This is a genomic window from Pseudomonas sp. LTJR-52, assembly GCF_003691465.1.
GTDB lineage: Bacteria > Pseudomonadota > Gammaproteobacteria > Pseudomonadales > Pseudomonadaceae > Chryseomonas > Chryseomonas luteola.
Genome location: NZ_CP033105.1, coordinates 1845123 through 1860088, shown reverse-complemented (window position 1 = coordinate 1860088; position 14966 = coordinate 1845123). Strand labels below are relative to the sequence as shown.

Below are 14966 nucleotides of genomic sequence, written 5' to 3'. Positions count from 1 at the left end.
TGTCGCCACTACAAAACAGTTCTGGCAGCGAGTCGGTAGCCACGCTAAACCATAGGGTGAAAATAAAACTTCAACTGCCCTTGAACAAACGAATCGCTTCCCCCATATATGTAAATGCCGAAAGAGGAAAGCCCGCTTTCTTCAGATTCTGCCTTTTACTATCAGGCACTTGACAACTCGGCTGTTCATTTATACAGTGAGCAGTACTCATCAAGGGGGCGATTAGGATTCGACGCCGGTAACAAAACTTGAGGAGCATGCCGAGCTGGTAGCAGACCTCGTAAATTAGCTGCTGCAAACTTATAGTTGCCAACGACGACAACTACGCTCTAGCTGCTTAACGCGGCTAGCAGTCGCTAGGGGATGCCTGTAAACCCGAAACGACTGTCAGACAGAACAGGATCGCCGCCAAGTTCGCTGTAGACGTAACGGCTAAAACTTATACAGATCGCCCCAAGCGCCCTGCCCATCGGGCCGCTAAGGGTTAACTCTAGTAGATTGGGCTAAGCATGTAGCGCCAAGAGCGGAGAGCTGGCGGACGGGGGTTCAAATCCCCCCGCCTCCACCAAGCATAAAGGGCTAGCCAAACGGCTAGCCCTTTTTTATTGCCTAAAATCAGCTACTGTTAGAAATAAGGCGATACAATGGCATTTTGATATTTTAATGTTCCACAGTCTGCACCATGGCAGGCGCTACTAACGACATGGTTGGATAATGAAATACAAGGCTTGGTTACTCGCCATAGCAGGATGCCTGGCTTCCCAGGTCGTCCATGCAGGTGAGCTGACGGATGAGAATGACGAGTTCAGAGAGCGGCGCTCCGTAATCTGGACGGGTGATAAATCTGCCAACGATCTGGTGTTTACCGTATCGGCTAGCCAGGCGACAACAAGCTCAGGCGGTAAGATCACAACATACATTGCCAAGCTGTCCAGCATTGGCAACGAAGCCCGCTTTGGCGATTGCCGCTTTGCTCGCTGGACGATTGACGGCAAGGTCTTCTATGAAATGGAAGGCAAATACAAGCTCAACACCTTTCGTGACATCTACGGCGAAGACTTCACGACGCCCGTGACCCGGGAAGCGCTCGAGTACGTTGCGTCCGGCCAGCGCGTGGAATACAGGGCCTGCGATGTTAAAGGCAAGCTATCTGACGATGATCTCGAAGGGCTTCAGCGCCTCTTGGATGTTACCGAAGGCTGACCTTTCCATCAGCAACTGGGCATTATTCGCACTATGCAATTACCGCTCATTTCAGACTAAAGGCTAACCGGAGTTAGCCGATACCGTAGATACCAGGCAGCAACGTGAGCTGCCGCACTCATTCGTGAGTAGTCTAAGACGCTGCTAAGGATAGAAAAGTGTTCTACTGTCTCGGCCTGATACTCTTTGCTGCAGGATCCTTCTGCCTGTTTTTTGCGCCAGAGGACCTTCAAATCGTTATCGAGGGTGTATTGCTGATGGCTATCGGCTTTACTTACATTCTTGAAGGCAAACGCAGCCAGCGCAAGCTAAAGGCACTGGCATCCTGCCGCTATTCAAGTCTGCATATTCCCGGTCGATAATAAGGCGGGTCTGGCAGTTTCCCTCTCTTTCTGCCCGACCCTAAGCCCCGAGCAATCGGGGCTTTTTATTGCCTGCGTCTATCACGGCTGAGCATGCAGATAAAGACGCATCAAATGAAAACAGGGTCTTTTAAGAAGCCCCATACAAAAAGGGGATGTTCATGACATCCCCTTTCTCTAGTGCCTTATCGCCGCTGTGCTTAGGCGGCTTGCCCTTCCAGCGCAGGCTTTTCATCGGCACTCAACTGACCGTTGATGGCGATGCGTTTGGGCTTGGCCTCTTCCGGTACTTCACGTACCAGATTGATGTTGAGCAGGCCATTCTTCAAGCTCGCGCCCTTCACCTCGATATGATCAGCCAGGCGGAAGGACAGCTTGAAGGCACGCTGGGCGATGCCCTGGTGCAAGTAGGTCACGCTGTCGGCGCTCTTCTCACGGCGGCCGCTCTTCACGGTCAACACGCCCCGCTCCACTTCAAGCTCAAGGTCGTCTTCGGCAAGGCCGGCAGCCGCGATCACGATGCGATAGCGATCGTCGCCATGCTTTTCCACGTTATAGGGTGGATAGGAGCTGCCCGACTCGTTGCGTAGCGCGGATTCAAACAGGTCATTGAAGCGGTCGAATCCAACGGAATGGCGGAACAAGGGAGCAAGAGAGAATGCAGTGTTCATATAGGGAATCTCCTGAGTCATCAGCAAGTTTCAACGCAAGGCCCGGCTTCGGCGCCCCGCAGAACTCCATATAGGAACCCGCTCGTTTTTTTCAAGTAGTACGCCCGACGAACGGTAAGTCATGGATCTATAGTCGGACTGATCGAATCAGACAAATCAAACAGAATGGAGCAGGATTTAATCCTGATAGACGACGTTGGCGACCAATAAACCATCTTTTGGGCGATAGCCTATTCACGAACAGCCATAGAGACTTGGCCCGTTTTGCCTGATTGCCATGAGCGTTAGGGCGAAACTCCAGGCTGGCGTCCCGAGGGGCAGGCAGTGCGGGCGATCCGTGCATGGACGTTATCAACGATCAAGGAGAGAGTCTCTATGTTCAGTTTGAAACCTCTTGTACTGGCGGTATCTGCTCTGACCAGCTTTTCGGCCATGGCAGCATTCGATTCGGCCACACTAACTCAGGAAGGCAATAACAACGAAGTAATCCTCAACCAAAGCGCCGGAACCTACAACACGGCGACGCAGACGCAAACCGGCGATGACAATCAGGCTATTGCCGAACAGACAAACAGTAACAACAGCACGATAGAGCAGGTTCAAGCTGGCAACGCCAACCTAAGCCGAGCAACTCAGGCCTATGCCGAAGAGAGCAGCATCACCACTGACCAGAACGGCAGCAATAACACGGTACTGGCAGGACAGGATGACGTTTCAACCAGTACGATTACCGTCACTCAAGGCGGTGATGCCCACACGGTAGCTGTCCAGCAGATCGGTACGACCGACTCTACCGTTACGGTCTATCAGGAGGGCACTGGACATACCTCATCCATTACCCAGGCGGGCTCAAACAACCTGGCTGAAGCCTATACATATGGCAGCAACAACACGGTGAATGCCAATCAGCAAGGCGCCTTCATGGGCGGTCAATACGGCTCGGATCTAACGATGTTTTTTGGGCAGAGCGGTGATTCGAACGTGGTGAATGCCAGCCAGCAGGGATTCGATAATGAACTCTGGACCGGCCAGTATGATGCGAATAACACCATAACGGTTAAGCAGTCCGGCTTTGGTAACGGTCTTCGACTCGCTCAATATGAAAACAATAACGTCATGACCAGCGAGCAGGCTGGAAGGAACAATACGCAGGCCATGACTCAGTCCGGCAACAACAACGAATTGAATATCAGCCAGGACGGTATGGACCAGCGCGCAACCTTGATCAGCCAGGGAGACAACAACGAAGTCAACATCACCCAGAACGGTACGATTGGAGGGGTAGATATCACGCAAACAGGGAATGACAACCTCGTCAGTACCACCCAGAGCGGAGACTTCCTGCTCTCTACCATCACCCAGACCGGCGATGTAAACCAAATTCAGCTCAACCAGACCAACGCTTGGAGCCAGGCCTATATCCAGCAAACAGGAACAGGCAACTCCGCAACGGTTAGCCAGTAATCGTGTCTTTCAGGTGGTTGGCCAAACGGGTCCAGCCGCCTGAGTTTCATAACCAACCGTTTATCTGCCAGTAACCGGCCTTACACAACCTTTACCTTCCTCCTCTTTTTCTTTACAGCGCTTCGTTGTTTTATTGAATAGCCGGTTTCTTTTATATAGCCGGGCTCCTGAGGAGGAGACGTTCATGATTCGTCAAATACCCAAGATTGCGCTTCTGGTAGGTTGCCTCGCAGCGGCCGGCCAGGCCTCCGCTCACGGCGGACATGGCCCAGGGCCTGCCATTTTCGGAGCCGTGGTCGGGGCAATCGTTGGCGGAGCGATTGTGGCTAACTCACGCGCAGCTGAAGCGCCTGTCTACGTACAAGCGGCTCCACCGCCGCCCCAGCCACAGGTGGTTTACTACCCGGCGCAGCCTGTCTATTACGAGACCCAGGTTGTACGCGTAGCTCCTGCTCCGCCGCCACATTATTACTATGGCCCGCCACCTGGCTATTACGGCCCCCCGCCGCGCTGGTAGCTGGAAGAAGCCTCGCTTGATGCGAGGCTTCTTCCTATGAGGCCAAGGCGCTGCTGATCCACAGCCGTTGCACTGACGCACAGGCGCTAAAGGTTCGAATGCTGAGCCTTAGCCTTCGCTCATTGAACCCTCTCCGCAGACTCACGCACCACCGGCCGCACATGGCTGATCACAAAACGACTTTCCGGGAGAGCTGGAATACGCGTGATATCGATCGACAGATCCTGCGGGGGTACGTCATAACGCATCCACTGCGTAAGCGCCTTGACTGCCACCTTTAGCAGCTCGATCGTAATCCACTCACCGGGGCAGCGATGGTTCTGATGATGATCGCCACCGCCTTGAGTGACAAAACCGAACGGGTTTTCGTCCCAGGTCAGAAACCGCTCAGGATCAAATCGCTCAGGGTCCTTCCAGATTCTCGCATCATGATTGATGCCATAGAGATCCAGCAGAACGCGAGTTCCCTTGGTAAAGGGATAGCCTTTCCACTCGAAGTTCTTGCGAACACGCGCCACTGTAAAGGGAAAGAACGAAAAGACGCGCCGCACTTCTTGTACAAAGGGTTCCAGCATGCTCGGCTCGTCGCGCAGCCGTTGTTGCCACTCGGGGTGCTTGTTCAGGGCCCAGGCAGCAAAGACTACAAAGCGTGCAACCGCTACGGTAGGCCTCAGCACATTGAGAATTTCGACCGCAGCCGTTTTAGGGTCAAGCCGGTTGCCATCACTGTCCTTATGGTGACTGAAGACATGCAAGGCCGTTTGCGGAGCCGGATTCAACGCACCCTGACGCACCTGCGTGACGAGATCTGCAATCCAGGCTTCAGCTTCTTTGCGGGCCTTTCGGCCATTGAGGTGCCGAAGCCCTATTCCACCCGCGCCATCAATCAGAGCGGTGAGCTGCGAACGGCGCTTGGCTACATCACCCTCGGGCAGCGGCACGCCGGACCACTCACAAACGACCCGGCAGAGCTGAAACTGGGCTGCATAGAGCAGGATAACTTCGTGATTACCGGACCAGGCGGAAATGTCTCGCTGCCATTGCTCGGCGTACCGGGCCGTCAGTCGTTGGATATTGTCGGGCGTCATCAATGACATGAACATCTGCTTGCGCACGCGGTGCGCCTGCCCGTCCAGCCCTTGAATGGAGCCAAAGCCAAACAGGGTCTTTTTCAACATACGGGGGGCGGCCGCTTCCCGCATGAAAAGCGACTCGTCGTAAAATAGCCTGGCCCCCTCCTCCCCGGACAGACAGATAGTGTTCTGCATGAGCAGGCGCGCCTGAAAAACATCGCTCTGGTAACGACGGCAGCGCTCAGGGATGTAGCGGTATCCCTCCTTGAGCAAGGTGATAGAGCTGTCCAGATGGGGGTCTTTAGGGATCGCTGACATAAACGACGGCACTCCAATTGATCGACTTGCACATTGCCGTAACGCTCTACCGATGGGCAGGCGAACGCACGCGTGATGCCTTAATCGACCCTGCAGACACGCCAAAGGTGCTGTATGTAGCGACCAGCCGTCAGACTAGCGAAAGCTGCGGCTTAGAAAAGGGGACCCTTTCAAACCAAACCGCCAGGGCACATCGCGCGCCTTGGTGATACCGATCCGTGGTCCTGAAATCGTCTCAAAAGGCGCTGACGGTGCGGTCAAATCGAGGCCTGGCGACTCCAGTACAAGCCCGTCGTGCTCTCCGGTAACTCCCAGAGCCTGACACACACGCCCCGGGCCTGCACATAGCAGGCGTAGCGTATCGAGTCCGCGGCGCTCACGCATGATGTCAATTCCTTCCAGGGGCTCCAATGCGCGGATCAGCACACCCGCACCATGCCCCGTGTCGCAGCAGACGATGTTCAGGCACCAGTGGATGCCGTAGGAGCGATAAACATAGAGATGGCCTGGCGGCCCAAACATGGTGGCGTTACGCCGCGTAAGCCCGGAAAAGCTATGGGAGGCCGGGTCTTCGCGATCATAGGCTTCGGTCTCGACGATCCGCCCGCCTACACCATTAACGGTAAAAACCCAGCCAATTAGTTGATGCGCCACCTCATGGGCAGGAGATGCAAAATCAATCGGTACAGTCAAGGTCATATTGCCTATACAGTTTAGAGACACATGACACTCCTGAGGACCTCAGGTGCCGTTGAACGATCATTCCAGATTGAACGTGTGCAACCTTATCGGCCGATCTTGATGTTGCTTTAACAGGAATTTTCTAAACGCTTGGTAGGAATTTTTTAAATCTGACATGTATCACAAAACCCATATGATCCCAAAATAGCCCACGCCTGATAACAATCATGAACAACCTAGTGCCCAACCCCGCGAACGAGTCCAAGCGGATTGCAGAAATCCGGCAGCTATGCCTGATCAATCCGGAACCGGATCGCGCTTTCGACAGGATTGTTGCGCTGGCTGCCGAGTTGTTTCAGGTCCCGATTGCCCTGATCTCAATTATCGATACTCACCGGCAATGGTTCAGTGCAAGCGTCGGGCTTACCATCAGCGAAACGCCGCGTGAGCACTCCTTCTGTAACCATGCCATCTTGAGTGATGAGCTTTTCATGGTCAGCGATGCTACCCAAGACCATCGCTTCAGGGACAATCCGCTGGTTACGGGGGAGCCTCATATCCGCTTTTACGCAGGCGCTCCCCTACTGACTCAACAAGGCCTTGGGCTGGGCAGTTTATGCATCATTGATACAAAGCCACGGCCTCCTCTGGATAAGCATCAGGTAAAGCTGCTGAGTCAGCTTGCCGAGCTGGTCATGGCGCGTGTGGAAACGCTGCGCAACCTCAACTTCATTGATCTACCGACAGGCCTGTTCAATCGCCCTCGCCTGGAGAGAGATGTCTCGACCTTTTTCTCGGACCAGGATCTTCCGATCACGCTGGTGGCAGTTGATGTGATTGCGCCCCGCATCCTCAACGATATCGTCAAAGCGTTGGGCTATACGTTTTCAGAACAGCTCATGCTTCTGATCAGGGACCGCCTACAGGCTGTTGTACCCAGGGATCTTGCACTTTACAGAATCAGTCCTACACGCATTGCCTTTATGTTGGCGAACATAGAAACGGAGACAACTGAAACGCTTTACAGGCACATCCTCGAGTCCTTTGAGGCGCCGCTGGTTTGCGACACCATCCCCATCCAGACGCAGATAGGTCTGGGCATTCTGGTCCTTAACAAGGAAAAGGCACGCTCGACGGACTGGATACGTTCGCTGGTCAGCGCGGCAGACGATGCACGGGAAAACAATGCTGGGTGGGAGATGTATAGCCCACGCCGCGACCACGCGCAGCAGCGCGCCTTTCGCCTGCTGAGCGCACTGACGATAGCACTTCAGGCGGACGATCAGCTCAGGCTCTACTTCCAGCCTAAAATCCAGCTGGCTACCAGTGAGTGTACGTCTGTGGAAGCCCTGCTCCGCTGGCGCCATCCTACGCTAGGCGACATCAGCCCAGGCGAATTCATACCGCTGGCTGAAAAGACGTTCCTGATTCGCTCAGTCAGCCTGTGGGTACTCAAGGCTGCGGTCAAACAGGCGAAGGCATGGCAACAACAGGGACTGAACCTGACGGTAGCCATCAACGTATCCGCGGCCGATCTGGACGATGAAGTGTTTACCGATACGCTGACTGCCCTTCTCAGGGAATATGATCTGCCGGCGCAGCGGCTGGAGGTGGAGTTTACCGAGGGCGCCCTGATCCGGCAGACCGAAGTTGTGCAGCGCCAACTGGAGCGCATCCATGATCTCGGGATCGTCATCGCTATCGATGACTTTGGTACGGGCTACAGCAACTGGTCGTATCTGCGGGATATTCCGGCGTCTGTGGTCAAGCTTGACCAGTCCTTCATCCACAATACGCTTCGGCAGGAAAAGGATAAACGCATCGTCAAGGCCATGATCAAACTGGCCAAGGAGATGGACTACCGGGTAGTGGCTGAAGGCATCGAGACCGAGGAGATCTACAAGCTGATGCGAAACTGGGGATGCGATGAAGGTCAGGGCTACCTCATGGCTCGTCCCATGCCGGCCCTTGCCCTGCTTGAATGGCTCGAGAGCAGACCGCTTCGCTATTAAAGTTCCTCCTGAGTCCTATCGAACAACAAAGCCGTCTAGCAATTCTCAGCCTCTTAAGGCGGTTTTCTTATCAATGGGATAAACCCTTACTTTTTCTGTCACATCATGAACCGATAGAAAAAAGTATTACTTATGGAATCCGGTAGATCCTCCCTCAGCGCCTTGAGCCCTGGTGAACTGGCCCAACTGGTATTGGCCAATACCTCTGACTATGCCGTGGTCGTGTCTGACCTGTCAGGGACCATCGTGGACTGGAACCCCAGCGCGGAAAAGGTCCTGGGCTGGACGGCAGCCGAAGCCATTGGCCAGCCGATATCTATTTTCTTTACACCAGAAGATTGTGCACAGGATCGGCCTAACGTTGAGATGACAGAAGCCGCCCAATGCGGTTGTGCTAAGGATGAGCGGTGGCATATCAAGCAGGATGGCACACGCTTCTGGGCCAGCGGCGAGATGAGTGCGCTGCGCAGGGATGGCGTGCTGATGGGCTATTCCAAGATCCTGCGTGATCGCACACCCGAGCGTCTTGCTGCAGAGCGCCTTCGACTGGCTCAACAGGTAGGAGAGATCGGAACGTTCGAATTGCACCCGGATCAAGGACGCATAACTGTGTCTCGGGAGATGTGCCAGCTTTGGGGGCTGCCTGAGCAGGAGAGCTTTCAGATCGAGGAGCTGATTGCACTCATCCATCCTGAAGATCGCGCACGTGTTATCACCAACAGTCATGAGTTTTTAGAGGGTGCGTTGGATTACGTCGAGTATCGTATCCGCAGGCCTGACAACGGAGAGGAACGCTGGATGGCTCGTCGAGGCGAGCCTATCTTGGTCAATACCCGTGAAGGCATGCGTTATTTTGGTGTGTGCTACGACATCACCGATCGCAAGCGGGCCGAGCAGGCTCGCCTTGAAAGCGATGCTCGCTTGCGCAACCTTACCCAGGAGATGCAGGAAGGGTTTTTCGTCGCAGAGCCCATCCTGGACGCAACAGGCCATATGGTTGACTTCCGTTTTATCGAGGTCAACCCAGCGTTCAGCCAGCTAACCGGGCTTCCGCCCGAGCAGGTGCAAGGCCGGACCCTCCGCGAAGCACTACCTCATATCGATGACACGCTGATAGAGGGTTATGCACGCTTCATACGTCATAACGATCCCGTACATTTTGAACTGCAGCTGCAGGCGTTGGAAGGTCGTTGGTTCGAGTCCTGGTTAAGGCGTCTGGACCCTACCCGCTTTGTTGTGCTCTTTCTGGACGTCACCGCGCGCAAGCAGGCCGAAACCGCCTTGTCGGAAAGCGAAGCACGCTTCAAGGCCATCACGAACTCCATTGACCAGATGGTCTGGGCCAGTCGCCCGGATGGTCATCATTACTACTTCAACGAGCGCTGGTACGAATTCACCGGATCGGTGGCAGAACATACCGATGGCGACAAGTGGATTGAGATGGTTCACCCCGATGATCGTGAGACCACTTGGGCGTCTTGGCAGCAATGCCTTACAAGTGGCGAGCCCTACCGCACAGAGTTTCGGCTTCGCCATCGCTCCGGCCAATACCGCTGGGTGCTCGGACGGGCTCAGCCGGTACGTAATGAGCGTGGTGCGGTCGAGGGCTGGTTTGGTACATCGACCGATATTCAGGACATCATCGATGCTCGCGAGGTCCTTTCCCGCTCACGGGAGGAGCTTGAAAGGCAGATTGAGCTACGCACGCGCGAGCGTGATCGAATCTGGCGTTTAAGTAACGATCTGATGAAGGTCTGCCAACTGGATGGCCGACTCATTTCGGTGAACGAGGCCTGGTACGAGACGCTAGGCTGGTCGGAAAACGATCTGCTTGGCAGAAACTATCTTGAATTCATTCATCCTGATGATGTTGACCGCGTCACGCATGGGCTCAGCATCATTGATCAGGAACGGCGGGCCCGTTCCTACGAGGTACGCCTGCTCCACCAGAATGGCAACTATAGGTTGACCTCCTGGACAGCCGTACCCGAGGAAGGATTGATCTATTCGGTTGGTCGGGATATTACCGAGCAGCGTCAGCTTGAGGATCAACTTCGTCAATCCCAGAAAATGGAAGCTGTCGGTCAGCTCACCGGCGGTATCGCCCATGACTTCAACAATCTGCTGACGGGCATTATCGGCTCGCTGGACCTGATGCAGCGCCGTTATGAATCGGGGCGTGCCCAGGATCTGGAACGCTATATGAGCGCTGCCGTCACGTCGGCGCAACGTGCAGCCGCCCTCACCCAACGCCTTCTGGCTTTTTCGCGGCGCCAGGCTCTGGATCTCAAACCGGTCAACCTGAACACCCTGGTTGCGTCGATGGAGGAGCTGCTCAGACGCACCATTGGTGAAAAGATAGCCCTCGATACGACGCTTGCAGCAGGATTATGGCCGGCGCTTACCGATACGAATCAGCTGGAAAGCGCGCTGCTTAACCTTGTGATCAATGCCCGTGATGCCATGCCCGAGGGCGGAACGATCACTATTGCCACCTCCTCGGCGCACTTTGATGAGCACACTGACGATCCACACCTGACATTGGCGCCAGGTGACTATGTCGTGCTGTGTGTAAACGATACCGGGACGGGCATGAGCCCAGAGGTTATCGAGCGCGCCTTTGATCCGTTTTTCACCACCAAACCCATCGGTCAGGGTACCGGTCTTGGCTTGTCCATGATTTATGGCTACGCCAAACAATCCAAGGGACAGGTCCGTATCTTCTCCACACAGGGTAAAGGTACAAGCGTCAGGCTATATCTACCTCGATACCGTGGCGCGCTGGATGAGCACGCGATCAATACCGAAAGACAATTGCTTAAAGGCTCCGGAGAGACCGTATTGGTCGTGGAGGACGAAACCATTGTCCGCTCGCTGATCGTCGAAGTGCTCGATGAGCTGGGCTATAGCTCGCTTGAGGCGGTCGATGCGCAGCAGGCGATTCCTCTGCTACAAAATGGTCAACAGATCGATCTGATGATCTCCGACGTGGGGCTGCCGGGAATGAACGGCCGCCAGCTGGCCGATGTAGCCAGAACCCTGCGACCGGAGCTGAAGATCCTGTTTGCTACAGGCTATGCCGAAGGCGCCCAGGTCGAAGGCTACCTGGGCGAAAACATGGAGATCATTACCAAGCCGTTCAATGTGGATGCCTTGGCCAGCAAGATTCAAGAGATGATCAAGGCTCAAGATTGATGCGCGTCAGGAGACTAAGAATCATGCCCCTTTCCCGAAGGGCATGACTCATATCACGAGGCGCCTGAATAAGCCCGTATAAGGCAAGATTGTCAGGGTTGTGCTCCACAAACGCATTCAACGACCCTATATCAATAGGCCATTACGCCTTGCTGGCGATCGGCTTTTGCGCTTTTAGTGTCCAAAAGCAGGCAAATACCTTTAAAATCCGTCGCTTCGCTCAATGGCCGTACGTGAAAAACGAACCTTTAGCGGGACAGACTGATCCTGTACGGCGTGTATTCAACTCGCGTGAAGGGAACGCACGAACCCCGTCTTTGCCAACATCGCCCCGCTTTCTTATAAGTTGATCTTGCCATGACCCAAGCTACAAACCCCTTTCTGAACTGGCTGATGCGCTCCAGTCTGGTGACGCAGATTCTCATCGGACTGATCGCCGGCATCGTGCTTGCGCTCGTTGCGCCCTCTGCGGCCCAGGCCACAGGTTTCATCGGCTCCGTGTTCGTCACAGCCCTGAAAGCGGTTGCGCCGATCCTGGTATTTGTTCTGGTAGCGTCCTCCATTGCCAATCACAAGCAGGGACAACCTACCCATATCAAACCCATCCTGTGGTTATATGTAATCGGGACGCTGTCTGCATCGATAATTGCCGTACTAGCCAGCTTTCTCTTCCCATCCACCTTAACGCTGGTCGCTCATACCAGCGATATCAGCCCACCGGAAGGGATCAGCAGCGTATTGCAAACATTGCTGCTGAGCATCGTCGACAACCCGGTCAACGCGCTTATCAATGCCAATTTCATGGGTATTCTAGCTTGGGCCATTGGCCTGGGCATTGCCTTCCGCCATGCCAGCGAGACGACCCGTACCATGTTCACTGATCTGGCGGATGGCGTTTCGAGTATTGTTCGCTTCGTGATTCGCTTTGCGCCGCTCGGCATTTTCGGTCTTGTATCCTCGACCCTGGCAACGTCCGGGTTTGATGCCCTGGCGGGTTACCTGCATCTTTTGGTCGTATTGATTGGTTGCATGCTGCTGGTGGCCTTTGTGGTTAACCCGCTCATCGTGTACTGGAAAACACGACGCAACCCCTACCCCCTTGTCCTGACCTGCCTGCGCGAGAGTGGCATCACGGCGTTCTTCACCCGTAGCTCGGCTGCAAACGTACCGGTCAACCTGGGCTTGTGCGAACGGTTGGGCCTGCACGAGGACACCTATTCGGTTTCGATTCCGCTAGGCGCCACGATCAATATGGCTGGCGCAGCCATTACCATTACTGTGCTAACACTGGCTGCAGTCGAAACACTGGGTATTTCCGTTGATATTCCGACGGCCCTTCTGCTTAGCATAGTGGCCGCGGTTTGTGCCTGCGGTGCGTCAGGCGTCGCGGGCGGTTCGCTGCTGCTGATCCCACTGGCCTGCAGCCTGTTCGGGATTCCCAGTGAAATCGCCATGCAAGTGGTAGCGGTAGGCTTCATTATCGGGGTGGTTCAGGACTCGGCAGAAACCGCCCTGAACTCTTCCACCGATGTGATCTTTACGGCAGCGGCCTGTCAGGCCAAGGAAGCCTGATAGTTAGGCAGCGGAAAGAAACCTCCCTTTCCGCTGCCCTACTCCAGCCACTCAGGCAGGCTCGACTGTAATCTTTGGCGTGCCGTTCTGGGTCTGCACCTTGACCCTTCCAGGGGTGTATTCGACGAGGTGGCCCCCGTCAAAGATAAAGGAATAATCCGAGCGATCAGCTGACATGCTGAGCAACCGGTCCCTGTAAACAAGGACGGTCAGCGACCCTTCCTTCTGTATATGATCCGGTTTACCCATCGAGCCTACGAGTTGCTGCTCGGTCATGTACCGCTCAATCTGAACATCCTGAGCGGTCTGGTCATTCTTGTTCCCATGGGTACACGCTGCCAGGAGCGCTAGGGAAAGCATCACGATTGTCTTGCGCATGAATCTTCATCCTTTTCCGGCCCGGCAGCACTCACGGCTGCACGCCATGCCGAACCCTGATTGACATCGCTACGCTCAAGGCCCGGTCATCCTTAAAGGACTTCAACCCAGTCGTAACGATTCCTTCCGACTCGCTTTCTGTGATTTCGTTCGCAGCGGTTGGAGGCTCAGACAGGATGGAGGTCAAGAAACAGATGAGATGGCTACATAAGCTCAAGGAAATCAGCGCTTTCCTGGCTGCTTACGTCCACGGAAACGGTTGCGATTGAGCAGTACATAACCGATGAACTGGACAACTGCCGACAAGACTAGGGGCGTCAGGTGACCCGCGTCACGAGGCGCTCTTTCAGGACCGATCAGCGGCACCAGAGCCGTTACCAGCCCCACTACTCCGCCTACGAACAGCACCAGGCCGATCCAGGTCAATGGGCGTACTTTGGATTTGGAGTCGTTCATTCGATTACTCGGCTAGTTTCTAGGCGCACCTATTCTATCGGATCGTTCGCCTGACTGCCCCCGGTCGGTTGTGCTGAACCGAAACGGTTTCTTACCTTCAAATCTGTATGTTGCCTTCGCAACCCAATCCCATTCCGATTCCAACCGCGAGTATTCAGCATGCGTATTGCTTGTCTTGCCTGGGGCTCCCTGATCTGGAAGCCCGGCCCGCTTCCATTGGCTTCTGCCTGGAGGAACGATGGTCCAAGGTTGCCGGTAGAGCTCTGCCGCACCTGTGACGGTGGAGAATTAGCGGTTGCCTTGTCTTCAAGCGCACCGGATAGCCCCACGTTCTGGGCACTGTTGAATGTTCAGGACATTGATATCGCCCGTGAATTGCTACGTGATCGCGAGCAGATCAACCGTGAACGTCCTGAATACGTAGGCAGTATTCCAGGCGAATACGAAGGTCCGTATGGTGAACGCATTCGAGCCTGGGCTGACCACAGGGAGCTGGATGCCGTGGTCTGGACGGCTTTGCCTCCCAAGTCAAGGGATGAAGAGGGCCGTATGCCTTCCGTTGATGAAGCCATTGCTTATCTTGATGGGCTTGAAGGGGGTATTCGAGACCATGCCTGCAACTATGTCAGGCAGCTTCCGCTTGAAATCAGAACGCCTTATCGCACCGCGATCGAGCAGCGCCTGGGCTGGATACCTGTTGATCAATGACCGATTCCTAACAACGGACAGTTGAGTTCATCGGCGAAGCATGGATTTAATACACTTTGTGTCCCGGATAATCCGGGAGCCGCCTGTTGTCCTGTCACATGACCTCACATAACGCTTCTGCTCTGACTCTGTTTCGCGGCCCTGGTGAGATACGTGCCCTGGCAAGGGACCTTACAGTATTGAACAAGCCGTTTACTTTGAGCCAACTTGCCACCGTCATTATTAATGTTGCAAGCCGCAAGCAAACTATCAAACTTAATTGATATAAGTGCATTGGTATAAACAAAACCCTCAAGACAGGCTCTATCTTGAGGGTTTCAGAAATACTTTATTGTTGAGCAAACCGCATAGAAACA

General features: G+C 54.6%; 13 protein-coding genes and 1 other RNA gene. 9 read left to right on the top strand and 5 right to left on the bottom strand.

Annotated features, from left to right (window positions below; all coding sequences use genetic code 11):
* The first annotated feature begins 214 nt into the window (after positions 1-214).
* The 3 genes from ssrA to EAW52_RS08640 all read left to right on the top strand — a co-directional run bounded on the left by ssrA (position 215) and on the right by EAW52_RS08640 (position 1565).
* Positions 215-568, top strand: a transfer-messenger RNA (tmRNA) gene (gene ssrA, locus EAW52_RS08650).
* 146 nt (positions 569-714) lie between these two features.
* Positions 715-1203, top strand: a complete 489-nt coding sequence (locus EAW52_RS08645) for a hypothetical protein (protein ID WP_122042119.1) — start codon at positions 715-717, stop codon at positions 1201-1203.
* A 158-nt stretch (positions 1204-1361) separates the two neighbouring features.
* Positions 1362-1565, top strand: a complete 204-nt coding sequence (locus EAW52_RS08640) for a hypothetical protein (protein ID WP_122042118.1) — start codon at positions 1362-1364, stop codon at positions 1563-1565.
* Between the two features lie 200 nt (positions 1566-1765).
* Here the strand turns inward: EAW52_RS08640 and EAW52_RS08635 are convergent, their stop codons facing one another.
* Complete coding sequence (locus EAW52_RS08635) at positions 1766-2236, bottom strand: Hsp20 family protein (protein WP_122042117.1); 471 nt, start codon at positions 2234-2236, stop codon at positions 1766-1768.
* Positions 2237-2611: 375 nt separating this feature from the next.
* Here EAW52_RS08635 and EAW52_RS08630 point away from each other — a divergent pair, with 375 nt between their 5' ends.
* Both EAW52_RS08630 and EAW52_RS08625 read left to right on the top strand, forming a co-directional pair.
* Positions 2612-3700 (top strand): hypothetical protein, encoded by a 1089-nt coding sequence (locus EAW52_RS08630; protein WP_122042116.1) that lies wholly within the window; start codon positions 2612-2614, stop codon positions 3698-3700.
* Between the two features lie 184 nt (positions 3701-3884).
* Positions 3885-4217, top strand: coding sequence for a hypothetical protein (locus tag EAW52_RS08625; RefSeq protein ID WP_122042115.1), 333 nt, complete (start codon positions 3885-3887; stop codon positions 4215-4217).
* A gap of 119 nt (positions 4218-4336) precedes the next feature.
* On the opposite strand, the gene EAW52_RS08620 is transcribed toward EAW52_RS08625, so the two are convergent.
* Together EAW52_RS08620 and EAW52_RS08615 are read right to left on the bottom strand one after the other, a co-directional pair.
* Positions 4337-5608 (bottom strand): cytochrome P450, encoded by a 1272-nt coding sequence (locus EAW52_RS08620; RefSeq protein ID WP_122042114.1) that lies wholly within the window; start codon positions 5606-5608, stop codon positions 4337-4339.
* Between the two features lie 135 nt (positions 5609-5743).
* Positions 5744-6331, bottom strand: coding sequence for a DNA-3-methyladenine glycosylase (locus EAW52_RS08615; RefSeq protein WP_256680761.1), 588 nt, complete (start codon positions 6329-6331; stop codon positions 5744-5746).
* Positions 6332-6516: 185 nt separating this feature from the next.
* Here EAW52_RS08615 and EAW52_RS08610 point away from each other — a divergent pair, with 185 nt between their 5' ends.
* From EAW52_RS08610 to sstT, 3 genes are all read left to right on the top strand, one after another.
* Positions 6517-8301, top strand: a complete 1785-nt coding sequence (locus tag EAW52_RS08610; RefSeq protein WP_256680760.1) for a bifunctional diguanylate cyclase/phosphodiesterase — start codon at positions 6517-6519, stop codon at positions 8299-8301.
* Positions 8302-8433: 132 nt separating this feature from the next.
* Positions 8434-11496 carry a PAS domain S-box protein gene (locus tag EAW52_RS08605; protein WP_122042112.1) on the top strand — a complete coding sequence of 1021 codons (3063 nt, stop codon included), beginning with the start codon at positions 8434-8436 and terminating at the stop codon, positions 11494-11496.
* A gap of 357 nt (positions 11497-11853) precedes the next feature.
* A complete protein-coding gene (sstT, locus tag EAW52_RS08600) occupies positions 11854-13068 on the top strand; it encodes a serine/threonine transporter SstT (RefSeq protein WP_122042111.1) in 1215 nt (404 codons plus the stop codon).
* Between the two features lie 51 nt (positions 13069-13119).
* On the opposite strand, the gene EAW52_RS08595 is transcribed toward sstT, so the two are convergent.
* A complete protein-coding gene (locus EAW52_RS08595; protein ID WP_122042110.1) occupies positions 13120-13446 on the bottom strand; it encodes a hypothetical protein in 327 nt (108 codons plus the stop codon).
* Positions 13447-13668: 222 nt separating this feature from the next.
* On the bottom strand, positions 13669-13902 hold the full coding sequence (locus EAW52_RS08590) for a hypothetical protein (RefSeq protein ID WP_010795051.1): 234 nt from the start codon (positions 13900-13902) through the stop codon (positions 13669-13671).
* Between the two features lie 159 nt (positions 13903-14061).
* Here EAW52_RS08590 and EAW52_RS08585 point away from each other — a divergent pair, with 159 nt between their 5' ends.
* A complete protein-coding gene (locus tag EAW52_RS08585) occupies positions 14062-14610 on the top strand; it encodes a hypothetical protein (RefSeq protein WP_122042109.1) in 549 nt (182 codons plus the stop codon).
* Positions 14611-14966 lie beyond the last annotated feature (356 nt).